At 39.4% G+C, this 24009-nt stretch carries 20 protein-coding genes and 2 pseudogenes; 6 read left to right on the top strand and 16 right to left on the bottom strand.

Annotation, left to right across the window (positions count from 1 at the left end; translation table 11 throughout):
* Window positions 1-5: 5 nt before the first annotated feature.
* On the bottom strand, window positions 6-1085 hold the full coding sequence (locus MTF66_RS00920) for a Xaa-Pro peptidase family protein (RefSeq protein ID WP_248526008.1): 1080 nt from the start codon (window positions 1083-1085) through the stop codon (window positions 6-8).
* 129 nt (window positions 1086-1214) lie between these two features.
* Between MTF66_RS00920 and MTF66_RS00915 the strand changes: the two genes are divergently transcribed.
* Together MTF66_RS00915 and MTF66_RS00910 are read left to right on the top strand one after the other, a co-directional pair.
* Window positions 1215-2435 carry a Xaa-Pro peptidase family protein gene (locus MTF66_RS00915; protein ID WP_248526007.1) on the top strand — a complete coding sequence of 407 codons (1221 nt, stop codon included), beginning with the start codon at window positions 1215-1217 and terminating at the stop codon, window positions 2433-2435.
* A gap of 151 nt (window positions 2436-2586) precedes the next feature.
* Window positions 2587-3993, top strand: a complete 1407-nt coding sequence (locus MTF66_RS00910; RefSeq protein WP_248526006.1) for a YfcC family protein — start codon at window positions 2587-2589, stop codon at window positions 3991-3993.
* A 111-nt stretch (window positions 3994-4104) separates the two neighbouring features.
* Here MTF66_RS00910 and MTF66_RS00905 read toward each other — a convergent pair whose 3' ends face one another.
* Together MTF66_RS00905 and MTF66_RS00900 are read right to left on the bottom strand one after the other, a co-directional pair.
* Window positions 4105-4626, bottom strand: a complete 522-nt coding sequence (locus MTF66_RS00905; protein WP_248526005.1) for a YcxB family protein — start codon at window positions 4624-4626, stop codon at window positions 4105-4107.
* Window positions 4627-4641: 15 nt separating this feature from the next.
* On the bottom strand, window positions 4642-6327 hold the full coding sequence (locus MTF66_RS00900; RefSeq protein WP_248526004.1) for a P-loop ATPase, Sll1717 family: 1686 nt from the start codon (window positions 6325-6327) through the stop codon (window positions 4642-4644).
* Between the two features lie 251 nt (window positions 6328-6578).
* Between MTF66_RS00900 and MTF66_RS38635 the strand changes: the two are divergent.
* Window positions 6579-6722: pseudogene (locus MTF66_RS38635) on the top strand (YfcC family protein); the annotation flags it as partial.
* A gap of 120 nt (window positions 6723-6842) precedes the next feature.
* On the opposite strand, the gene MTF66_RS00895 reads toward MTF66_RS38635, so the two are convergent.
* From MTF66_RS00895 to MTF66_RS38630, 3 genes and pseudogenes are all read right to left on the bottom strand, one after another.
* Window positions 6843-7364 carry a YcxB family protein gene (locus tag MTF66_RS00895; protein WP_248526003.1) on the bottom strand — a complete coding sequence of 174 codons (522 nt, stop codon included), beginning with the start codon at window positions 7362-7364 and terminating at the stop codon, window positions 6843-6845.
* A 129-nt stretch (window positions 7365-7493) separates the two neighbouring features.
* Window positions 7494-7823: a HigA family addiction module antitoxin gene (locus tag MTF66_RS00890; RefSeq protein ID WP_248526002.1), complete on the bottom strand. Its 330-nt coding sequence runs from the start codon at window positions 7821-7823 to the stop codon at window positions 7494-7496.
* Between the two features lie 10 nt (window positions 7824-7833).
* Window positions 7834-8120, bottom strand: a pseudogene (locus tag MTF66_RS38630) (type II toxin-antitoxin system RelE/ParE family toxin).
* A 928-nt stretch (window positions 8121-9048) separates the two neighbouring features.
* Here MTF66_RS38630 and MTF66_RS00880 point away from each other — a divergent pair.
* Window positions 9049-9681 (top strand): hypothetical protein, encoded by a 633-nt coding sequence (locus MTF66_RS00880; RefSeq protein WP_248526001.1) that lies wholly within the window; start codon window positions 9049-9051, stop codon window positions 9679-9681.
* A gap of 221 nt (window positions 9682-9902) precedes the next feature.
* On the opposite strand, the gene ppiC is transcribed toward MTF66_RS00880, so the two are convergent.
* From ppiC to MTF66_RS00845, 7 genes are all read right to left on the bottom strand, one after another.
* Complete coding sequence (gene ppiC / locus MTF66_RS00875) at window positions 9903-10181, bottom strand: peptidylprolyl isomerase PpiC (protein WP_055021968.1); 279 nt, start codon at window positions 10179-10181, stop codon at window positions 9903-9905.
* Window positions 10182-10244: 63 nt separating this feature from the next.
* Window positions 10245-10877, bottom strand: a complete 633-nt coding sequence (locus MTF66_RS00870; protein ID WP_248526000.1) for a lysoplasmalogenase — start codon at window positions 10875-10877, stop codon at window positions 10245-10247.
* A gap of 58 nt (window positions 10878-10935) precedes the next feature.
* A complete protein-coding gene (locus MTF66_RS00865) occupies window positions 10936-11334 on the bottom strand; it encodes a thiol-disulfide oxidoreductase DCC family protein (protein WP_282453998.1) in 399 nt (132 codons plus the stop codon).
* A gap of 2 nt (window positions 11335-11336) precedes the next feature.
* A complete protein-coding gene (locus tag MTF66_RS00860) occupies window positions 11337-12359 on the bottom strand; it encodes a zinc-binding dehydrogenase (protein WP_058584276.1) in 1023 nt (340 codons plus the stop codon).
* A gap of 13 nt (window positions 12360-12372) precedes the next feature.
* Window positions 12373-13779 carry a TolC family protein gene (locus MTF66_RS00855; RefSeq protein WP_248526480.1) on the bottom strand — a complete coding sequence of 469 codons (1407 nt, stop codon included), beginning with the start codon at window positions 13777-13779 and terminating at the stop codon, window positions 12373-12375.
* On the bottom strand, window positions 13772-16918 hold the full coding sequence (locus tag MTF66_RS00850) for an efflux RND transporter permease subunit (protein ID WP_248525998.1): 3147 nt from the start codon (window positions 16916-16918) through the stop codon (window positions 13772-13774). The genes MTF66_RS00855 and MTF66_RS00850 overlap by 8 nt, the downstream gene beginning before the upstream one ends.
* A gap of 6 nt (window positions 16919-16924) precedes the next feature.
* Window positions 16925-18091 (bottom strand): efflux RND transporter periplasmic adaptor subunit, encoded by a 1167-nt coding sequence (locus MTF66_RS00845; protein ID WP_248525997.1) that lies wholly within the window; start codon window positions 18089-18091, stop codon window positions 16925-16927.
* Window positions 18092-18209: 118 nt separating this feature from the next.
* On the opposite strand from MTF66_RS00845, the gene MTF66_RS00840 reads away from it, so the two are divergent.
* On the top strand, window positions 18210-19154 hold the full coding sequence (locus MTF66_RS00840) for a LysR family transcriptional regulator (protein ID WP_055199166.1): 945 nt from the start codon (window positions 18210-18212) through the stop codon (window positions 19152-19154).
* A gap of 10 nt (window positions 19155-19164) precedes the next feature.
* On the opposite strand, the gene MTF66_RS00835 is transcribed toward MTF66_RS00840, so the two are convergent.
* Together MTF66_RS00835 and MTF66_RS00830 are read right to left on the bottom strand one after the other, a co-directional pair.
* The gene (locus tag MTF66_RS00835) at window positions 19165-20196 is read right to left on the bottom strand and encodes a GGDEF domain-containing protein (protein WP_248525996.1); all 1032 of its coding nucleotides are present in this window, start codon (window positions 20194-20196) and stop codon (window positions 19165-19167) included.
* A gap of 223 nt (window positions 20197-20419) precedes the next feature.
* Window positions 20420-21268, bottom strand: a complete 849-nt coding sequence (locus tag MTF66_RS00830) for a DUF6279 family lipoprotein (protein ID WP_248525995.1) — start codon at window positions 21266-21268, stop codon at window positions 20420-20422.
* Between the two features lie 545 nt (window positions 21269-21813).
* Between MTF66_RS00830 and MTF66_RS00825 the strand changes: the two genes are divergently transcribed.
* Window positions 21814-22536, top strand: a complete 723-nt coding sequence (locus MTF66_RS00825; RefSeq protein WP_248525994.1) for a tetratricopeptide repeat protein — start codon at window positions 21814-21816, stop codon at window positions 22534-22536.
* Window positions 22537-22554: 18 nt separating this feature from the next.
* Here MTF66_RS00825 and MTF66_RS00820 read toward each other — a convergent pair whose 3' ends face one another.
* Window positions 22555-23967, bottom strand: a complete 1413-nt coding sequence (locus MTF66_RS00820; protein ID WP_248525993.1) for a coniferyl aldehyde dehydrogenase — start codon at window positions 23965-23967, stop codon at window positions 22555-22557.
* Window positions 23968-24009 lie beyond the last annotated feature (42 nt).

The raw sequence follows: 24009 nt of genomic DNA, 5'->3' as shown, positions 1-24009 counted from the left end.
AAGAATTAGATTATAAATGGCTTAGGCGCATGGGTTAACACCTCAAAGCCAGACTCGGTGACAACTATGTCATCTTCAAGGCGCACACCACCATAGCCTGGTATATAAATGCCAGGCTCAATGGTGATCACATTACCAACTTCAAGATTGTAGTCTGTCAATGTGTTGATGAATGGCACTTCATGTAAAAACAGCCCTAAACCATGGCCAAGCCCTTTACCGGCGTATTCGCCAAAGCCCGCCTCAGCAATCACCTTGTTTGATATAGCATTTAAATCTAAACAATTAATACCCGGTTTAACCATTTCAAGTGCCGCATTTTGTGCATCAAGAACAGTATTATAAATACGGGTTTGTTTTTCTGACGCTTCGCCAATGATGTAACTGCGGGTCATATCAGAGCGATAGCCATTTACAACCGCACCAAAATCAAGGGTTACAAAGTCACCTTGCTTTAAAACCTGATCTGACGGGTTACCGTGCGGCAGGGCTGAGCGTTCCGCAAATAGCATGATAGTAGCAAACGACATGCCTTCTGAACCTAGCTTTTGCATTCTAAATTCAAGCTCTAAGGCAAGGTCACGCTCAGTCACACCCGGTTTAAAATAAGGTAGCGTTTGTGCTAATGCTTCATCAGCGATGGCCGCAGCAGCTTTAATTTGTGCAACTTCCCAGCTATCTTTAACACGTCTTAGTTTTTCAATTAAACCGTTTACCGCTGTTAAAGTGTGGCCGCTTAGCTCATCCTCCACACCTTGCCAAATTGCTACCGTGACATAGCTTGCATCAAATGCGACATGGCTGTTTGGATAAAGGTGTCTATTTATACAATGGCCAAGGGTTTCGTTGTCTCTGTCTCGACAAACAATTTCAAATCCTGTTGTTTCAGCGATTGCGCGTTGATGGTAACGATAATCAGTGATCAACACACACTCATTTTGAGTAATTAATGCATAAGCAGCATTACCGCTAAAACCACTTAAGTAACGAATATTTTCATGACCAAGTACTAACATGGCGCTGTAACCCTGTTGTTCTAGCAAGGCTTTAAATTCAGCTTGTCTTTTTAAGTAATTAACTTGCATTGTCGCTCCTTATTTTTTGCGCATGCTAACAGTTATAAACATAAATACGAATATTATGCGATTAGTCGCAGTCAGTTTGCATCAACTGTTTACTCAAGCCACAATGCACAAAAAACCAAGGAGTACACAATGACAACATATGGTATTGGCACACAAACGCCAGAGCAGGCGCTTGACTCTTTGTCAGATATGACAACAGATTTAACCCCTATTCAAAATGACGAATTTCATGCGCGTATCGCAAAAGCACAAGCGTATATGCAAGCAAACAATATTGATGCAATTTACTTAAATGCAGGCACTAACCTAGCCTACTTTACAGGGATGCGTTGGTACGCAAGTGAGCGTTTAGTTGGCGCTATTTTACCTGCAAAAGGTGATGTGCAATACATAGCACCGTTTTTTGAAATTGGCAGCTTAAACGATTTTATGGTGATTGATGGCCCAATTCGTGGTTGGCAGGAGCACGAAAACCCTTATCAACTGTGTGTAGATGTTCTTACAGAAATGGGCATTAGCAAAGATGGTACCCTTGGTATTGATGATAGCGCGCAGTTTTTTATCTACGACGGCATTAATAAAGCTAACGGCAATTATAACATCGTTAACGCACAGTGCGTTACAGCTCACTGCCGCATGCATAAATCAGCTAGCGAACTTGCTTTAATGCAACGTGCTATGGACATGACTTTAGAAGTACACAAAGCAACAGCAAGTATGCTTTATGAAGGCATTACCACCACTGAAGTTGAAGCCTTTATTAAAAAAGCGCACCAAAAAGTCGGCGCACCGGGTAACTATTTTTGTATTGTGTTATTTGGTGTTGCGTCGTCTTTCCCTCATGGCGTTAAAAACCCGCAAACCCTTAAAAAAGGTGATGTGGTACTGATTGATACTGGCTGTAAAGTGCATGATTACCTCTCAGACATTACCCGTACTTATGTATTTGGTGAAGCAACCGAACGTCAGCGTATGTTTTGGCAGCACGAAAAAAATGCCCAACTTGCTGCTTTTGCTGCCGCAAAAAATGGTGAGCCATGTGGCAAAGTAGACGATGCTGCAAGGCAGTACCTCGCCGAAAATGGCATGGGTCCAGAATATCAAACACCAGGCTGCCCACATAGAACAGGCCATGGCATTGGTTTAGATATTCATGAATGGCCATACCTAGTTGGTGGTACCCCTACCCCACTCGCAACAGGTATGTGTTTTAGTAACGAACCTATGCTCGTTATACCGGATGAGTTTGGTATTCGCTTAGAAGATCATTTTTATATGACAGATGAAGGTCCGCGCTGGTTTACCGAGCCTGCTCATAGCATTGATGACCCATTTGGTTTAGCTAAATAAAATTTAAATTAACTTATAAGGCCAGTTTTCTGGCCTTTTTTGTATCGAAGTTATTACAATTATTAACAGTGTGGACATTTTAGAGACAACCAATCCGCTTTTATCATGTTATGATTTCAAGAATTTAACCTAACATAATTACGGAGAATAAATGGGTTTACGTTTTAAAGTTCCACATACCCTGATACTACTGCTGGGCATGATGGTTGTTGCGCTTATTGCGACCTGGTTAGTACCACAAGGTTTTTTCACTACTACATTGAGTGAATCTGGCCGCGAAATGGTTGTTGCGGGCACCTATCAAACGGTTGCTGAGCGCCATTACCTAACCCCATGGGATTTATTACAAGCCATACCTCGCGCTTTTGCTGCTGCTCAAGATGTTATTTTCTTTGTGTTAATTGTTGGCGGTGTATTAGCTGTTGCACGTGCCACAGGCACTGTTGATGCACTCATTGGTAGGCTTTTAGAGCGACATGGTAAAAAGCCACAACGATTAATCTTTATGGTGGTGTTTTGCTTTGCCTTAGCATCAAGCAGTATCGGTACCGCCGGTGAATATATCCCTTTTGTTATTATTCTTGTAGCGCTTTGTAAGGCAATGCGCTTAGACGCAATGACCGCCGTAGGTATGATAGTCGCAGGTTATGGTATTGGTTATGGTGTTTCGGCATTTAACCCATTTACGGTATTAATCGCACAGCAAATTGCAGGTATTCCTGTTTACTCTGGTCTATGGTTACGTTTAGCTATATTTATTCCATTTGTGCTCATTGGTTTTCATCATGTTTGGCAATACACCAAAAAGGTAGCGAACGATCCGTCTAAATCGATGATGATTGGCGTGCCTTGCCCACTGGAAAATCAAACAGCAACAAGTTACCCAGCACTTGCCCTGCGCCATAAACTAGTTTTAGGCAGCTTTATTATTACCCTTGCAATTGCAGTATGGGGCATCGCAACGAAGGGCTGGTACTTATACGAGCTAGGTGGTGTTTTTATTGCGTGGGGTGTGGTTGTCGCAATTTTAGGCAAACTATCTGCTGATGAAGCAGCAAACAAATTTATAGAAGGCGTATCTGATCTTGTTACCACCGCAGTGTTAATTGGTGTTGCACGGGGTATCGCACTAATTTTAGAAGACGGCCAAATCCTGCATAGCCTTGTACATGGTATGTCGTTACCGCTTTCTTATGTATCAGCTGAAATATCTGCAATAGGCATGTTGGTTATTCAAACCCTGCTTAATACCTTTATTCCTTCTGGTTCAGGGCAAGCTTATGTCACCATGCCACTAATGGCGCCACTAGGTGATTTAGTGGGTGTACCAAGACAAGTTGCCGTACTTGCTTATCAATTTGGTGATGGCTTTTCAAATATGATCATTCCTACCAATGCTGTACTTATGGGCATTTTAGGCATGGCTGGTGTCCCTTACGGCCATTGGTTTAGATTCTGTTTACCACTACTAATTAAACTAATGGTCGCAGCATCGATTGTATTGGTATTAGCTGTGATGTTCGGCTATGGCTTAGATGTTCAGCCCACACTAAATTAAGTTAGTTGAGTGAGCTAATTGGCTCCTAAGTTAATGATGCCCGCTAACACCTGTGTGTTAGCGTGGCTCTGTGCATTACATGCCACAAAATATTGTCAGATGAAAAGCTAATTATAAAAACTTCTGTACGAAAGCTTTTAACTCGTCTTTCTCAGCTTCTCTAGCAAATGAATTTGCCGGAACGATCAATGCTGACAATTTATCGACAAAGATATACACGTTACCTTTATGTTCTTCAATTACCTCTACTGCTTCCCACTTATAGAAGCAATGTCCTAAATTATTTATTTCAGTTATTCCGTCAGCTTGAAACTCTAAGCTTTTCTTTCCAATCACTAAACCACTATCATTTGGAATTGATAGTCTTTTGAATTTATTAATGTTGTATAGAAGAACAATAAGTAATATTGAAAAAGGAATTGCTGTGATCAGCGCAGATTGCCAATGAAAATCATTAAAACGAATAGTCTTTAATTGGAACACAGACATAAAAGTTACAGCCAATACAAACCAGATGATCATATTCTTAAGAAAACTAGAGCTTGCTTTACTTTTTGCATTACACAGCCTACTCACCGCAAATTTGGAATACTCTAAGTAATCTTGCTTTGTAATGGTTATGTTTTTAATCATGAATTGAGAATGTCCTTATAAATGACTTTCACTAGGTGTATTCGATAATTTATACAATATTGGTAACTCATAACCTCTTTTTTTTACATCTTGATGTGCGTCTGAAATTTTCAAGAAACCTATAACCTGTAGAAAAGATAAAAAGTCAACGGCATCATTTTCTGAAATATCTGGAATGTTTGCCCTGATCCATTTGTAATCGAACTTTGTTTTATTCCCTCTTTTCGCCAAAAACACATTTACATTTTTAGTCCACTTTGAGTCGATTTTTTCAATGTTTTTTATATATATATCCTTAGCTGAAAGATATGCTTGATAAACACAATACTTTTTAAACAAATCCCACTCAAAGTCTTTCTCTATAAGGACTAACTCTGAGACCTGATCAGGGTTATCATCATAGTAAGAGGCAACCTTCGTTACGACTTCCTTTAGAAAAATAAGCATATACCTTGGAGTGCAAATATCATTTCCATCTAAAAAATGCGATTTAATAAAGTCAAAAACATCCATTTCTATATACTTATTATCGTTAGAGCAAAAATGGATAGTAGAACGTGGAAAGACTTTAGTTATAATTGCTTTATCAAACTTTGCGTATAAGCTGGTAGCCCGCTCAGACTTTTCTTTTTTGTTAACAAAACTTTTAATATATTCGGGGACTTTTGAACTTAAAAGAATTTTCTCTCTCCAGGTTAAATCAAACTCACTTAAATCTGTAGCTTTATAAATGTCTTCTGACCGGCAGATTTTAGCTTTTGTCAACGCAACCATAATTCTTGAACTTAAAAATCGTAAAGTCTCGTCATGGCTCCATTTAAGCCTTATCACATTATCGTTTACTTTATCATATCCTAGTGCTGCAAAGTCTAAACGATCAAATAAATCTGCTCTTATGAATATTTTTAAATTAATATTATTAATAGCAGCTAGATCATCATCCACTTCAAGCAAAGCGTTTATATACTGCCTTTGTATATAATATTCGGTCCCTGCTACAAATCGATCAATTTTATCTATAATAACCCTTGCACAGTCATAACTTCGTGCACTAATTGACTCAGATATTGCCCTCTGTACTTCCTCCAGGTTAATCTTCTTTTCTGGTTTTGGAGATTTCTGTGATAATCCAGCTTCAAAGCTAATTGGATTATCACCCACCTTTGCTTCAAACTTTACATTAGCATTCGAAATTATATTATTTAATTTGTGAAGAATGTTTGAATATTTATCTGAGCTATTTGAATCATTTAAGAAGTTATTAACTGCTTTTTCAGAATCATTTTTAGGGAAACCCTCTTGTTTTGAAAGCGTAATTGATACTTTCAACAAAATATTAAATTTCCATAATAGTTGGTACAATGTACTTTCATCCTTGCCGGCATAGTGTTTATTTACGAATTCAGAAAGTTCATTAAAGGATAGAGCCTCTTCCAATGGTACAATTAAATCATTTTTATATGACTCGATTTTTTTTGCATTATTTTTTATAAGAGTAAATAGAGTGCTTTTACCTGTACCTATTGCCCCTACTATTATTGAATGTTGATTTGTATAGAACTGTTTTACCGAGGATGTCTCTATAATGCCAAACTCCTCAACTTTATCTCTATGTCCATCAGCGCTTCCGAATTGTAGTGTTCTTAATTTATCTATCGGGAAAGGATCTGGAAGTGATGGGGTTGATTTCCTCTGACTCATTTAAAATAATTCCTTCTACCTATAATATGACTAAGAGCTTTTAATTATAACTTTAAAGAACCCTACCATATTAAAAATAAAAATTGATAAAAATTCAAAAAATTTAATAAGCAACTTTTTAAAACAAATCAATTATTACTACAGTAATTTTAAATTTTAATACATTATCACCCCTTAATTTAGTAGTTATTCACTCTCCTTCTAACATTCAGTATTAATCAACAAAAATTAATAATTTACGGTAGGTATTTATTGGTATGACAGGTTTACCTTTCGGCCATTGGTTTAGATTCTGTTTACCTCTACTAATTAAACTAATGCTCGCAGCATCGGTTGTATTAGTATTAGCTGTAATGTTTGGCTATGGCTTAGATGTACAGCCCACACTAAATTAAGTTAGTCGAGAAAGCTAATTAGCTCCTCAATAAATTAACAATGCCCGCTAACACCTACGTGTTAGCGTGGCTCTGGGCATTACTTGACTTGCCACAAAATATTGTCAGATGAAAAGCTAATTATAAAAACTTCTGTACGAAAGCTTTTAACTCGTCTTTTTCAGCTTCACTAGCAAAAGAATTTGCCGGAATGATCAAGGCTGACAATTTATCGACAAAGATATACACGTTACCTTTATGTTCTTCAATTACCTCTACTGCTTCCCACTTATAGAAGCAATGTCCTAAATTATTTATTTCAGTTATTCCGTCAGCTTGAAACTCCAAGCTTTTCTTTCCAATCACTAAACCATTATCATTTGGAATTGATAGTCTTTTGAATTTATTAATGTTGTATAGAAAAACAATAAGTAATATTGAAAAAGGAATTGCTGTGATCAGCGCAGATTGCCAATGAAAATCATTAAAACGAATAGTCTTTAATTGGAACACAGACATAAAAGTTACAGCCAATACAAACCAGATGATCATATTCTTAAGAAAACTAGAGCTTGCTTTACTTTTTGAATTACACAGCCTACTCACCGCAAATTTGGAGTACTCTAAGTAATCTTGCTTTGTAATGGTTATGTTTTTAATCATGAATTGAAAATGTCCTTATAATAAAGAGTCCATAAATACAAAGTCCCTTGGTACAAAGCAACTAATTAAGGTGTGAACACTCAACAGCCTAACCTGTAGAGTGGATTAACAATATACGTTAAGACTTCTTTAAATAGTTTGTGATGTACGTAGTGAAGTTTCTTGAGCAGAAAACAAAGGTTTTACAGATTTAGCTTCTTCTTGATAACGATTTCTCGTATCCCATAAATCTACAGAGTGCTGGATATTAAGCCAAAACTCGGGTGTATTCCCTAAGGCAGCAGCCAGTTTAATTGCAAGTGGCGCTGTTAAGCTACCGCCATTGATCAAGTTACTAACCGTATTTCTATGCACACCCATAGCTTCAGCTAAAGTTTTTGATGTAATGTCCATAGGCTCTAAAAACTCTAGCTTCAGCATTTTACCTACACTCACAGGACGACGCTTTGTTATACGCATAAATCTTACCTCAATACTTATGAGGGTCTAAATAGGTGTTTTCTGCTACACCATCAACCCACTTAAAAATCAATCGATACTGTTTGTTCACTCGTATTGAACACCAACCTTTCAAGTTACCTTCAAGATGTTCAAACCGGTTACCTGGTGGTACTCTTAAGTCAGATTCAGCCTTCGCTGCATCTAATATTTCTAGCTTACGATTTAAGCATTCTCGATAACCTTAGGGATTAATCGATGCCGTTTATCCTCTTCATAGAATGTTTCGAGCCACTCATCCTTAAAATTTACAGCCATATTTTTGCACTGTCCTATTGTGCATCAGTACAGAAATAATAGCGCACAGTCATAATGTGCACAACATATACGTTTAAAAAACACTCTGGGCACTTTTGCCGTGTATAAACTTATTCGTAGAAAACCATTTTTGGATATAAATGGGTTGGTGCTGAAGGACAGTTCTGTGCCAAAATCAGAACATAAGCCTTACCTTGATTATGCCCCAAGACGTTTTTAGGCGAATTACTAAAAAGCGCGAACTTCGGCCATTCAAAATTGCTTTTCTATTTCGTCAAAGTATATTGCTTGCATAGTCAGGAAAGCGAACCAATCACTCGTTTTTGTCCTGAGACAAAAGCTAGAACTACAGCATTTTAGTAGTAATGGCAATTAGTTAAGAATTTTGCTACAAATGAGTCATTCTGAAAAACGAGCGACGCTGTAGTAGAAAAACGCGCGATTCGCTCGCTATAAACATGTTAGCTATCTAGGAGATAGCATCTAGCAAAGTACATTTAGGCCAATAGGGGTATTAGGTGGAGGTTCAATTCCTCTAGCGATTGTTGGCTCTGTAGCCCTTTTATTAATTTTACTTCGTTACTTAACCATTCGTTTAGTTCCTTTGGCAAACGAAAACAGTAAAAAGGAGGTGTCTATGGTAAAAACAATAACTGCTCGTACTCGTATTTTTTTAAGCTCTGCGTTTGAAACTTTATGGGCTTACGGAGTCAGCAGCGTGGCAGGTTTGCACCTTTTGGCCTAAGTGTATTTCGATAGCTAACAAGTTAATTAAACCGTGGACGCAAAACAGTAGGCTTGCGCTCCTCCGTCGCTTATTTTAGCCTACTATTTTTCGCCGTTTATTAAGGCGTTATGTTTTCGGAGAGGTTTGGTGAAAAATATACCTAAATTGGTATTCATAATATTAGTGCTAAGTATTTTTTTAATGCTTAAAGCGAGTGACGAACCATTTTTATTTAACAGCCAATTTCCTATATTCAATCAATTTTCTATCGGTAATAGTATTGTATTGAACATTTCATTAGGCCTTTTTGTAAGTGCTTTATTTTACTTCTTTACCGTGTTTATTCCCGACTACCGTAAACGTAAAATTATTAAGAACAATTACCAAATTCAATACAAACACTTTAAACAGAAAATGATTAGCCACTTTTTAAGTGCGTGTGAAACTTCTTACCCGTCAGACTTGTTAGACACCTTACTAGACCAAAAAGAATTTAAAAGTTACTTCTCGTTGAAAGCAACAGATTCACAAGATAAATGGCATGTTGTTTTAAATAACATGGATCATGAACTTTTAAAAAATATGCTACTAGAATTTGAGGCTTTTAAAGAAAGTACAGGCTACGTTCTAAATAATATAGAGTTTAATCAACCAGAATCATTTGAATTTTTCCATCGCTTTAATAAGCAAATTGTTTTGTTAAAAAACATCACTGACGATTACGATGAAATAAAATCATTTAGTAGGTTTTTATGGTCACTATTCGCAGGTTGGTGCTGGATTGAAGGTTATGCTGAAAAAGATAGATTTCAAGAAATGATAGACAGCATATAAGAAAACATAACAAGAATTTAAAGCGGGACTGCTAACAGTTTGCTCGGTTTCGCTTCGCTACACATTTTAGCAAACAATTATCAGCCCCTTAAATGGGCGTTACTGATTAAATACTCTAACGTGTTTTTGTCCAAAAATGAGTTAAAACCACAGGCTTCAACTCACTAATAAATATTTAGCGCTAACGACGTGTCTTATTAGTTTTAGGCAGGCTTTAAACTTTACGTTCTGTAAAGCACTTTGATTACATGCCAACCAAAGCGCGTTTTCACTAGATGTGGCTCTAAAATTTCGCCGCTGAAAGCTACTTTGTCAAACTGTGGCACCATTTGACCGCGTCTGAATTCACCTAAGTCGCCGCCTTTTTTACCCGACGGACAGGTTGAATGTTTTTTAGCTAAAGTCTGAAATTTAGCCCCTTTTTTAAGTTGCTTGATGATGTCTTCAGCTTGTTCTTTGTGCTTAACAAGAATGTGCAGTGCGTGCGCTGTATTTGCCATGGAAAATCTCGAAAATTAAAACGCGCATATTTTATCACGGCAATCACCACTGAGCCACTGCGGCTATTTATGTTTACCTGTTGCTTGCAAAAAACCTGTCACCAAGAAAAACTGTGCAATGTAATACGTTATCATTATTGCGATATCTGCATGCGCTATTTCTAAATAAAAACGGTTAAGGCCAAGAATAGAGTCTGATATTACAAACACAGCCCCACCTAACACTAAAAAGCCGTTCGATTTATCCGTCATCCAAGTAAGGCTTGCCATTATAGTAATCACCAACATATAGAAAAGTACCGGAACGAGCATGTCATTTAAGTTTGGATAGAATAAGCAAAAAACGATGATGGCCAAAAATAGATAAAGAAATACAACGTCTAGTCGCCAGTTTTTAATTGGCAACATGGTAATGATATAAAAAGCGTGGCTGACAAAAAATGCCGCTAAACCGCCTATAAACAGTTGCCCCGTATCAATGGCTAACAACACATCACCTAGTGCTGAAAAACTAAGAGCGAAAAATAAAGTGATAAAAGTGCGATTTTGTAACTGACTGCGTGCTTTTAAAACCATCACAATCAATAAGCCGATTGGTAATGCTTTAAATAGCGCCAAAAAAGACTGAGGAAGTGCTGGTTGTAATAGCAGTAAAGCAATGTAGACCGAACTAAAGATTAGAAAGAGTATGTTCATATTCTTATTATTGTGATTTGTTCCCAATAACGAGAATAGCAAGCTTTACTCTAAATGTTTATAAAAAGTGCTGCTTTTGTTCTTCGGTCAGTAACTTACACTGTGTTTGCTTGCCAAAAAACCGATAACGATTACGACCAACCCAATCATACATACGATCGCGAAAACCTTTTGGCAGTAGCTTAAACACCTTAGCTACAGAAAAAGGAAAACCTAATTGTGTTGCGATAAATAACACAGCGTCACTTTGTTTATATAGCTGGCTTCTATCAATTACTAACATTGAGGAAAGTGGATCTTTAACTTTGTAAGCCTTTAATAAACGCTCACCTTTATCGCTTTGCATTGGGCATAACTTAAAGGTTATTTGCTTATCAAAGCGAATAATGAACTGCACACAAAAATGGCACAGATTGCACTGACCATCAAACAGTATGACTGGGCAGTGAGTTTGCAAAATTAACCGCTTACTTGCACGACTTGTTTACCAGTAAAGCCACCTGCAAGTTGTTTATTTAAAGCTGCTGAAACAGCCTCAGCGGTAAAATCAACGGCATGAATTTGTGGCAGTTTGATCTCGCCACGGGCTGCATTATCGAGTAATAAGTTACCCATAAAGCTTAGCTTTTGCTGCGCACATAAGCTATTTGCAAGCCACGCTCCGCCTAACGATACAATGCCAATATTGGGTGCGCGTCTAAACATCAGTTCTTGTTCAAATTTTGGTAATTCATTTAAACAAGCAATACGGCCACAAAAGCGCATTAGCTCAACATTGCGAATGGTGGTATCGCCACCAATACAATCAAGCACCGCATCAAAACCTTGCGGACCTAATTCACGGCGAATTTTATCTTCAAGTTTTGGGTCTTTGTAATCAAATACAACATCAGCACCTAATTGCTTAAGTAACTTATGATTGTGTTTGCTGGCAGTGGTAAACACGGTTGCACCACGTTGCTTGGCAAATTGAATAGCGAATTGGCCAACGCCGCCTGCACCTGCATCAATAAACAGTGAATCCCCTTCGCTTAGCTGCAACTTATCAAGAGCAATTAATGCCGTCATACCTGAACAAGGTAAGGTTGCAGCGTCTGCCGGTGATACGTTATCTGGCACAACCGATACCGCATAGTTTGGTACCGTTGTGTATTCAGATAACACACCTTGGTCACCAAGGCTGGCGTGCCATACAACACGTGCGCCCACACCAGGGAATACACCTTTATTTGCTTGAACAACCACGCCAACAGCATCATGGCCTAATACATGCGGGTAATGCCATTTACAAAAACCTTGTTTTGCAAAGTTGGCATCACCATGATTTAAGCCCACATATTCAACTTTAATCAAGAGCTCATTGCCTTCAGGGCTCGGTACTGGCACAGAAAGCTCAGATAACGCAATCGCGTCATTTGGCTCAAGCAGTGCAAGCGCGCGCATTGTTGACGGAAGATCTGTAGTTTGTTGAATATGTGACATTGAATACTCTGGGTTAAAGGTTGTTTAGTTCAAAGCTCCAACGACCATTAAACGCTTGATAAGCACTTACTTTGGCCTGTAATGAAGCAATTGTTGAATCAACAGCGTTCTCTTGCGCTATTAAAACATCCTGTCTCGCATCTAACAACTCTAAGTAAGGAATTTGTCCTTCTTGATACATTGCTTGAGCTTGACCAAATGCTTTATTCGCATAATTAAAACGCTGATCAGCATAACTTAACTGTTGCTGCTGTTTGACTAGTCTTTGTAAAGTAAGTTCACTATCGCTAATGGCTTTTAATACTTTACTCTGATAGTCACTGTAAGCGGCTTCACTTAAAAACTGCTGTGCATCACGCTGAGCTAATAATGCAGGATAGCTGAGCAATGACCATTCAACTTTTGGTGTTACTTGCCATTGTTGCACAGTATCTTCTAAGCCATTACTGGTTAAGCTCACCACACCTGCAAACCCTGCTAAACTAATATCTGGCAGTAGCGCTTTTGAGGCGGCAACACTCAGTGAATAAGCCTGACTAAACTGATATAAAGCACTGGTAATATCTGGTCTGAGAGCCATTGCTTCACTCGCTTTATTAAACGACACGCTAAATTCGTGGCTGAGTAACTCAGGCTCTTCTATTAAAGTTATGTCGCTTGCAAGTCGCCCTGTTAGTACCGAAAGGGTTGCGAGGTCGCGATATTGCATGTAACTAAGCTCAGGAATAAGCGCTTGTTGCTGCTTTAACTGCGCAAGGGTACGGTTAAGATCAAGCTCATTCGCAACCCCCTCTTCTACTCGCGCTTTGAGCACATCAATACTTTGCTCGAGCGCCTCGATTTGCATCTCAATGATAGCTTGCTTTTGCACATTACCTTGATAGCTTACATAGCCTTGCACTACGGCTGAAACCACTTCAACCTGTAATGCTCTTAGCTGCTCTGCTTGGTTTAGTGCACCTGCATTAGCAGCATCGACAAGCGCGGTAATACGGCCAAACAAATCAAGCTGCCAATTAACATTAACACCAGCGTTTGATTGGCGAGTAATAACGCCATCTAAGCTGCTTCGCTCTGCGCCCACGCTTAGGCTGCCCTGCGGATAATAATCCGCGCGGGCTGCACCTAAACGGGCAATGGCTGCATCAAGTTGAAGTTGACTGGTTTTTAAGTCGTGATTCATTGCTAATGCATCAGTCACTAAATTGTTTAACTGCGGCGAATCTAAACGGCGCCACCAGTTATTCTCGCTTGCACCTTCGTTTTGTTCACCAATTTGTGTATCGCTAACAAATTGTGTCAGGCTCACTTGCTGCTCTTTCATATCGACACTTTGTGCGCAGCCTGCCAGTGCTCCGGCTAACAGCATTGCACTAACTAGTTTGCCGTGTTTAAAGATTGCTTGAAGAGGCTTATGCATCATGTTGCTCCTTCTGCGATTTTTTAGTTACTAACATATAAAACACCGGGGTGAACAATAAGCCAAACACGGTTACACCAATCATACCTGAGAATACCGCGTTACCCATGGCATGACGCATCTCTGCACCTGCACCAGTTGCTAAAACAAGAGGTACAACACCTGCTGTAAAGGCAATTGACGTCATTAAAATTGGGCGAAGTCTTAAGCGACATGCTTTAATAATGGCTTCAAGGTGAGACAGACCCGTTTTATGCTGATCTCGTGCAAATTCAACCATCAAGATGGCGTTTTTGCTTGCCAGTGCAACCAATACTATTAATGCGATTTGCGTGAAGATGTTGTTGTCATCACCAACAAGCCACACACCTAACAAGGCCGAGAAAATCGTCATAGGCACAATCAGAATTATAGCCAGTGGTAATCTTAAGCTCTCGTATTGCGCAGCAAGTACCATGAACACAAGCAATACAACCAGTGGGAAAACATACACCATGGTATTACCTGCTAATATTTGCTGATACGTTACTTCTGTCCATTCAAACTCGATACCATTTGGTAATGTATCGGCAAGGATTGCTTCAATCGCATGCTGTGCTTGGTCTGAGCTATAACCTGGCGCTGGGCTACCATTTAATTCAGCTGTTGGATAACCGTTATAGTGCATTACACGATCTGGACCTGTTGTTGGCGTGACCGTTAATACAGAGCCTAATGGCACCATCTCACCCATGCGGTTACGCACTTTAAGATTCAATATTTGCTCTGGATCTTGGCGGTAATCTGCATCAGCTTGTGCATTGACCTGATAAGTACGACCAAACAAATTAAAGTCATTCACGTACACAGAACCTAAGTACACTTGTAAGGCATTAAATACTTCATCAAGTGGAATACCTTGAATAAGCGCTTGCTCACGGTCAATGTCGATATCCATTTGTGGTACTTGAATTCTAAAGGTTGAGTAAAGGCCCATTAGCGCAGGATCTTGCTGTGCTTTAGCAATGGTTGCTTGTAAGCTATTAAAGAGTGCCTCAAAGCCTTTATTAGCACGGTCTTCAATTTGTAGTTTAAAGCCACCTGTTGTCCCTAAACCTTGAATTGGCGGTGGCGGGAATACCGCAACAAACGCTTCATCAATAGTGGCAAACTTTTGATTTAATTGAGCCGCAATTGCCATTGCTGACATACTCGGATCTTGGCGCTCTTCAAAAGGTGCAAGTGGAGTAAACATAATGCCGCTATTAGGGCTATTAGTGAAACCATTCACAGATAAACCAGGAAACGATACTGTGTTTGCAACACCCGGTACTTGTAATGCAATTTGTTCCATTTCTTGCACGACTTCTTGAGTTCTATCTAAGCTTGCCGCATCGGGTAACTGTGCAACAGCCACTAAATATTGTTTATCTTGCTGTGGAATAAAGCCACCTGGTACAGCATCGAACAATTTAACTGTGCCACCAACAAGTGCAACATAAGCGACTAATACAATTACACTCATACGAATTAGCTTTTGTACTAGCTTTTCGTAGCCATTGGCGCCTTTATCAAACAAGCGGTTAAAAGGTTTAAATAACCAGTTACCGAATACACGGTTTAATAACTTAGTTAAACGGTCTGGTTTTGCATCATGACCTTTCAGTAATAGCGCCGATAACGCAGGCGATAGTGTTAACGAGTTAAACGCTGAGATAACCGTTGAAATAGTAATGGTTAATGCAAATTGCTTATAAAATTGACCAGATAAACCCGTAATGAAAGCCGTAGGAATAAATACCGCACACAGTACGAGTGCAATGGCAATAATAGGCCCTGTTACTTCGGTCATCGCGACACGGGTTGCTTCAAGTGGTGATAAGCCTTGCTCGATATTACGCTCAACGTTTTCAACCACCACGATGGCATCATCAACAACAATACCAATGGCAAGAACCAAGCCGAATAGCGATAATGTATTAATCGACACACCAAGCCATTGCATAACCGCAAACGTACCAATCAAAGATACAGGTACCGCAATCAATGGGATAACCGATGCACGCCAGGTTTGTAAGAACACCACTACAACAATAACCACTAACGCGATTGCCTCTAGTAGCGTTTTAATAACAGCATCAATTGAGCCGCGTACGAATACAGTTGGGTCATAAACAATGTCGTATTCAACACCTGCCGGAAAGTCTTTTGATAATACTTTCATGGTTTCACGCACTTGATCAGAAAGCTCTATCGCATTAGAACCAGGGCGTTGGAAAACAGGCATAGCAAGTGCTGGTTGACCATCTAACATCGCTCTTAGTGCATAAGTGTCTTGGCCTAATTCAAGGCGTGCAACATCACTTAAACGTGTAAGCTGACCTTGCTCACCTACTTTGATGATCACATTTTCAAATTCTTCTTGTGAGCTTAAACGCCCTTTTACATTCATCAGAATTTGAAATTGATTACTTTTCGAAGTTGGTTGTGTACCTAAACTACCTGCAGCAACTTGTTGGTTCTGCGCGCGTAATGCATTTACTACGTCCATGGCTGTTAAGTCACGTGCTGAGAGTGCATCAGGGTTAAGCCAAACACGCATTGAGTACTGACCACCACCAAACAAACGTACATCACCTACACCGCCTAAACGCGCTATTTGGTCTTTGATATACAAATCAGCATAGTTCGCTAAGTAGGTCGTATCATGCGTTTTTTCAGGCGAGTACAAATGCACCACCATGGTTAAATCTGGTGATGACTTTTCAGCTACAACACCTAAACGCTGAACTTCTTGCGGTAAGCGTGGAAGCGCACTGTTAACACGGTTTTGCACTTGTACTTGCGCACGGTCTAAATCAGTCCCTAATGCAAAGGTAACTGTTAAAGTCATACGGCCATCACTGGTCGCTTGCGAAAACATATACAACATGTTTTCTGTACCATTGATTTCTTGCTCAAGCGGCGTCGCAACCGTTTCGGCTATCACCGTTGGGTTTGCACCCGGGTAACTTGCCGTCACAACAACAGTTGGTGGCACTACTTCTGGGTACTCACTCACTGGCAATTGAAATAACGAAATTGCCCCTGCGATGAGAAATATAAGCGACAGCATCGCTGCAAAGATGGGTCGCTGGATAAAAAAGTGTGAAAATTTCATTTTGACCTACTGTTTAGCAACCAAATCTGAGTGATTATTTGAAAGAGTGAATGCAATTCCATCGCTATTAATAGTGACTGTGTTTGGTGAAATAGGCATACCAGGACCAACACGCGCCGGGCCATTCACAGCAATCACATCATTTTCGTTTAGACCCGATGTAATTGCTCGTAAGCTGCCGTAACGCTCACCCACAGTTACTAATTTATATTCAAGAACATTGCCTTCACCTACAGTAAGTACAAAGCGATTCTTTAAATCAGTACCAATTGCACGTTCTGGCACGATGACTTTTTCGCTCACTTTATTGGCAGCAAGCTTGATACGAGCAAATGAACCTGCACGTAATTGTTTTTCATCGTTTTCAAACACTGCACGTACACGAAGAGTACCAGTAGTTTCGTTGATTTGGTTATCAATGAAGTTAATTTTTCCACTGTAGTTAAAGCTGGTTTGACCCAATTTTTGCATCACAACAGCTTGCTCACTTTGAGCTGTGACATCAGCAAATGAACGATTCCACGTGCGCTCATCAATATCAAAATAAGCATACATTTGCTGGTTTGAAACAATGCTTGTTAATACGCTTTGACCTGCAAGAACGTTGTTACCTTTGGTGATGTTAGCGCGAGATACAACGCCATCAATTGGCGAGCGCACTTGCGTAAATGCTAAATCAAGCTCTGCGGCAGTAAGCTCAGCCTGTAGAGCTAACAATTGCGCTTCGCGTTGTCTTAGTGTTGATTTACGAGACTCAGCTTGCTCCGTTGAAATCGCTTTTCGCTCAGTTAGCCGATCTGCGCGTTTTGCTTCACTTTTAGCTTGCTCAAGTGCTGCCTTAGCACTTTCGATTTGTGCCTTTAAGCTATCGACTACGGCAGCAAATGGACGAGCATCAAGGGTGAAAAGCAAATCGCCTTCTTTAACGCTGTCACCTTCTTTAAAGTTAATTTTATCGATAACACCCGAAACACGCGGCATAAGCGCAACTTCTTGTGGAGCCTCTAAACGCGTTGTATAGGTGTGCCAATTTTGTACCGGCTTAACAAGCACTTGTGCTACATCAATAGGTTGTAATTGCTGTTGCTGCGCTCCTTGATTGGCTTCTGTGCCACATCCTGCAAGCGTTAAGCTCGCAATGGTCACTGCCACTGCAAGAATAGATTTGTTCATCACGACTCTCCTGTTAATAGATTGGAGACAATGTTACGGAACTAATTAGCGGATAAAAATGATAGATTTTTAAATTCATTAATGCCAGAATGGCACCAATAAAGTTTAAGGAACTGCTATGGATACCACCAGCCGCTTATTGATGTTGCTTGAAGTGATTGAAAGAGGCTCATTTGCTAAAGCTGCTGAGTCTAGAAATATAGACCGCTCAGTCATTTCAAAACAAATTAGCCGTCTTGAAGATGAATTAGGGGTGCGTTTACTTAATCGTACTACGCGATCTTTTTCGTTGACTGCCGCAGGCGCTGAAATGGTAAAAAAAGCAGCTGAACTGAGAGATTTGTTATCAGATACCGTAAGACTTGCAGAGAATTACCACCAAGAACCCCGTGGTACGTTAAAAATTACCTCATCAAGTATTATCGGTAAGCGTTATATTCAGCCGGTAATTAACGACTTTCAAAAACGTTTTCCGCAAGTTGAAGTAGAGCTTCGTTTAGACGACAGGCTGATTGATTTAGTATCAGAAGGCTATGATTTGGCTTTTCGTGTTGGCGAACCAAAAGACTCATCATTCATTGCTCGTAAAATTGCCCGCAACCGCATGTTGCTGTTGGCTTCACCGGAGTTTATTGAAACATACGGTATGCCAAAGCATGTTGAAGACTTAAAAGAACTACCCGCTGCTAGCTATTCAAGTCCAAGTAAACGCATTGGCGGTATTCGTTATCGTAATGCCGATGGCGATATTATTGAACAAAATATCAAAAGTGTCTTTCGTGCGAACGATGCAGAAGTACTCTTAATGAAGGCCATTTCAGGCAATGCTTACGTTCTGGCACCGGCATTTATTCTTGATGACGAAGTTAAACGTGGCGATCTCGTGCCAATTTTAACCGATATGGAATTACTCGATTACAGCGCTGTGTATGCGGTTTACCCACACAGAGACTTACCAGTAAGAACACGCTTGTTCTTTGATGCTATGCGTGAATACATAGGCAAAGATATTCCAGTATGGGAAGCAAACATTCCTGACTTTGACACTATGTACAAAGGTTAAGTTTAAAACGCTAACCTGCTTTATTTTGTTGGCTTAACTCATAAGCCGTTACCACTCTATTTCGACCTTGCTGTTTGGCTTGGTATAGCGCATCGTCAGCACGCTTAATAAAGTTTTTAAGGGTTTGGTTTGGCATGTAGCAAGCAACACCAATACTAATGGTCAGATTGATTGCTTCCTCATCAATGTTGTGGATAGTCGTTGATAACTGCTCGCGCAGCATATCTGCAAATTCATATGCACTCTGCGGGTCGCTATCAGGTAAGAAAATAGCAAACTCCTCACCACCAATACGAAAAACATAGCCTCTGTTAATACGCTGTCTAAAGAAACTGGTTACTTCAATTAAAATGCGGTCTCCCACTTCATGGCCATATTGATCATTTATATTCTTAAAGTAATCAAGGTCGAGCATTAAAATAAACAAGCCATTTTTGTTTTTAAGTTCAACTTCAAAATAATGGGTCATTGCCAAGCGGTTACCAGCTCCGGTTAAAGGGTCTAGTAACGCCAAGTTTTCTAACCGCTTACCATATTGTGCACGGCTATTTTCAAAGGTATGAGATACTGCCCAAATACAGATATATGTAAATGAAAAATTGAGTAAAAAGTTGACACTATTGAGAGGCTCAAGACTTGGCTTGGTTAATAGAATAACGCCTTGCACTACAGCCACTAGAAGCGACAAAACTTTGCCGTATTGCTTACCTAATAACAGATAAAATAAAACAGGTAGTGAGCATGTCCAAATAAACAGCAAACTTTTTATATTACCAAGGTAGGTACCTAACGTGATAAGTAGCGTTAAAAACACGCATAAGGTGAGGGACTGCCAAAGATGACCATTGCGTTTTCGGGTATAAAAAAATATATAAAAACAAAATGACGCAAAAACGACTTCTAATGCTCCAAGAACAAAAAAGTCATTAATAAAAAGATTGAAAACGGCGAATATTCCAGCCAAAACACCAAGACAAAAGCCCATCCATTTAAGAACGTTATTTCGTAATGCTTGAGTGCCTCTTAGCGCCCCAATATCCATCCGGTTTCTCGTTATTGTTATAATTGCCTAATTTTAACGCGAAACAATTGATTTAGGAACAAGTTATTAAATAAACTTGCATAAAAATGCAAACGTTTACATAAACACCAGAAAAACTAATACTTTTTAACTTTCGTTTTCAAGTCATAAACTGTTCTCAAAGGTACATTGGCTAAGTAGCAGCAATTTTACATCGCGCCCATGTACACCTAGTAACTAACACCTAATCATCAATCAAGTCAGCCACTTCCTCAATAAGCTCATCAAACTCATCGTGAATGTTACGGCGCTGTTTGTCGGTTAATGTAGGCTTTAGCTCCAATAACAAGTTAACGTAGTTATCAAGGTTTTTATCATCGGCAGCAATTAACTCATCGCTCATAAAGGCATAACGATCATTAATGATAACAGCAAGTTGTTGGTTAAAATCTGCTGGTTTTTGCTTTTGCATAAACAGCGTTTTTAATGTATCTAAACGCTTTTGTTTGTATTGCATCCACAGTAAAAATGTACTGACTCGCGTATTTGATGAGTTTTCTATCAGTGTTTGTTGCTGTGCAGATAGCTTGGTACCGAACCACTCTTTGTAGTTTTCAAGGTTTTCTTCTAAACGTTCTTTTTTATGTTGTTCAGGCGATTTCTCTTCGTGTTCTTTGTACTCATCATTAATGTTTTCTTGCAGCGCAGCAACAAATTCAACTCGCTGTTCATATGAAAGAGAGTTTGCTAAATCAATAAGTTCAGGCTCGATTTTATCAACCAGCGTTTGCCAATGCTGCTTTGCTTGTACGAAGTGTGCTTTAAGTTCGTTATGATCAACTTGCTTATCTAACATGGACTTTAAGCTTTCAAGATCACGTTTGTATAAAGGGAGTTGTGTTTCTCGATGCCAATCGCGGCTGGTTTTGACGATATGCTTAAATTTATCAGTTTGGTCGCTGTTGAGGTCAACATAATCATCAATCCAAAATCCTGATAACCAACCTAAGTTATTGTAAGTAAAGCTAGGAGAACACCCAGCAACGGTGAACAACAAACTAAATACGATTAGATACTTTGATAGCTTTTTCATTGTAGTTTTTTCAAATCCTGTTAAAAACAAAGTAAACATACCACCGAGAACAAATATTCAGCAACAGTAATTAAATGAAAATAATTATCATTAAAGTATTGACGAACGGTTAAACCTAAGTAATAATCGTTATCAACAACTTGGTTAATTAAACAATTCTCACGACAACATCATGCTGTTAAAGGCTTTGATGCTGTTTAACCAAGTTAGTTCAAGACGTAACTCTTGATTGTCGTCTGTTTCCTCGACCCAAACATAGACATAAAACGTTACACTTTACTTGCTACATTGCTCATATCGGTGACGGTAGATATGACACGAAAAAGCCCGCTACGGGCTTTTTTTATTTCTTTAAATTTTCTGTAAAATCTGTATCTTAAGCCTACTTGTTAATTGCAAAGCTTGCCGCTGTCTATAAATTGGGCATTTGCAGCTGTTAGGGCTAAACTAAAAGTGATGTTTTGCTCAGAGGCTGTTTGGCAATGCATTTTATCAATAGCTCAATGCTTTGCTATTGATACCTAACACACATTTGGAGGCAGACTATGATCAAGCCTAATTTTAAAACACTATTGCTCGCTAGCACGTTAATCTTGTCACCTTTAGCAAATGCCAGTCTTGAAGATGCCCAATTAGCGGCGAATGAAGGTCGTTTTGAAGAAGCACTTCATGAATTTAATTACCTTGCAGACAGAGGTTATGCCCCTGCAATGTATGAGCTTGCTAAAATGTACGAAGGTGGTTTTGGTGTACAACGCAACTACCAAAAAGCGGCAGAGTTGTACGAGAAGGCAGTAAAAAAAGTACATGCTGATTCAATGTTCGCATTGGGTGTACTTTATCAAGAAGGTAAAGGTGTCAAACTTGATAAAGAAAAAGCGATTTCACTATTTGAAATGGCATCACAAAAAAATCACCCAGCAGCTCAGTTTAATTTAGGGGTTATGTACGCCAATGGTGAAGGGGTAATTCAAGATTACCGTACAGCGCTTAGCTGGTACCAAAAAGCGGCAGCAAATAACTTTACTCTTGCTCAGTTTAATATGGCATTGATGTATTACGAGGGTTTAGGTGTTCCTAAGAATCTCGAAAAATCATACATTTGGAATACCATTGCTGAATACAACGGCAACATGGATGCAAGCCATAGCCGTAAGCTTGATGAGCGCAATATGATGCCTGCAGAAATTGAAGCTGCGAAAGAAAAAGCAGACGCGATTTATGCAAAAATTCAGGCTGGTTTATACGCACCTGACGGGCGTCTATAACAAGCAGTGTACTTGCGCTTAACGGCGCAAGTACATCCATTTTAATAATTTGATCAGCAACTTATTTTGCTTTAACAATAAGCTGGTACGTGGATTAAACTTACCTGATACTAGGGTATTTCGTGCGTGGCTAAAGGTTTTAAAGCCCTCAATACCATGATAGTGCCCCATCCCTGACTCACCAATACCACCAAATGGTAACTGATCTGCTGTTACCTGCATCAATACATCGTTAATTGCCAATGTACCACTTCTGATTGATGAACTTAACTTACTGATTTTGTCTTTGTCATGACCCAAAATATACAAGGCAAGCGGTGATGAATCGGCATTGATAGTGTCAATCACCTGTTGCAGTGATTCATAACTCATAATTGGCAGTAAAGGGCCAAAGATCTCTTCTTGCATTACCCGCATATCGTCATTTAGTTGCGTTAAAATATGCAAACCCATGCGATGTTTAAGTTCATCGACTTGATGCCCTTCTATTGGCTCAAACACTTGAGCACCTTTGTCTTTTGCATCATTTAATGTCGCAATTAAACGTTGATATTGTTTATCAGAGACAATAGAGGTGAGGTTCTTACCTTCAACACCTTGTTTAAAGTGCTTTTTATACAGCTCACTAAGCTGTAATACTAACTGATGTTCAAGCTTTTTGGGCACAAACACATAATCAGGAGCAACACATATTTGCCCTGCATTGTTTAACTTGCCAAATAACAGGGTTTTTGCAGCCTCTTTGATATTCACATCATCAAGAATCACAACCGGTGATTTACCGCCTAACTCAAGGGTCACTGGGGTGAGGTTTTTACTGGCCGCTTGCATCACTTTACGCCCTACTGAAGTTGAGCCAGTAAATAGCAAATGAGCAAAAGGTAAATAACAAAAAGAGGCGGCAGTGTCGGCTTCGCCTTCAACAATAATACAGTGCTCAGCAACGTCACCGTCCATTATTTGCTTAATAACAGCATTGGTATGTGGGGTAAATTCGCTTAGTTTTAACATCACGCGGTTACCCGCCGCTAATGCGCTAAGAGCCGGTACTAATGCTAATTGAATGGGGTAATTCCACGGCGCAATAACACCCACGACTCCTTTAGGTTGGTAATGAATATGTGCCGATGAAGGCCATAAACTGATACCCACACTGCGTGATTCGTTTCGTGACCATTTAGGTAAGCGCTTTATGGTATCTGTTAATGACTTTACTGTTGGCAATAAGTCACCCAGTACCGTATCGAACTCGGTACGGTAACCAAAATCTTTACTTGTTGCTGCTACAAGGGCTTGCTCATTTTCAATTAGGCGGGATTTAATCGTTTTTAAAAGCTTTATACGCTGATCAATAGCTAAATAAGGCTCGGCCAAAAAGGCGTCATTGAGTTTTATAAATTCACTCTGTAATTGTGCGTGTATATCAGTCAAAACATCATCTCTTGATAAACGATTTTAGCCACTATAACCAGC

It is taken from the genome of Pseudoalteromonas sp. 2CM39R (assembly GCF_023161845.1).
The sequence above is the reverse complement of the archived record's forward strand: the minus strand, read 5'-3'. Positions and strand labels throughout refer to the sequence as shown.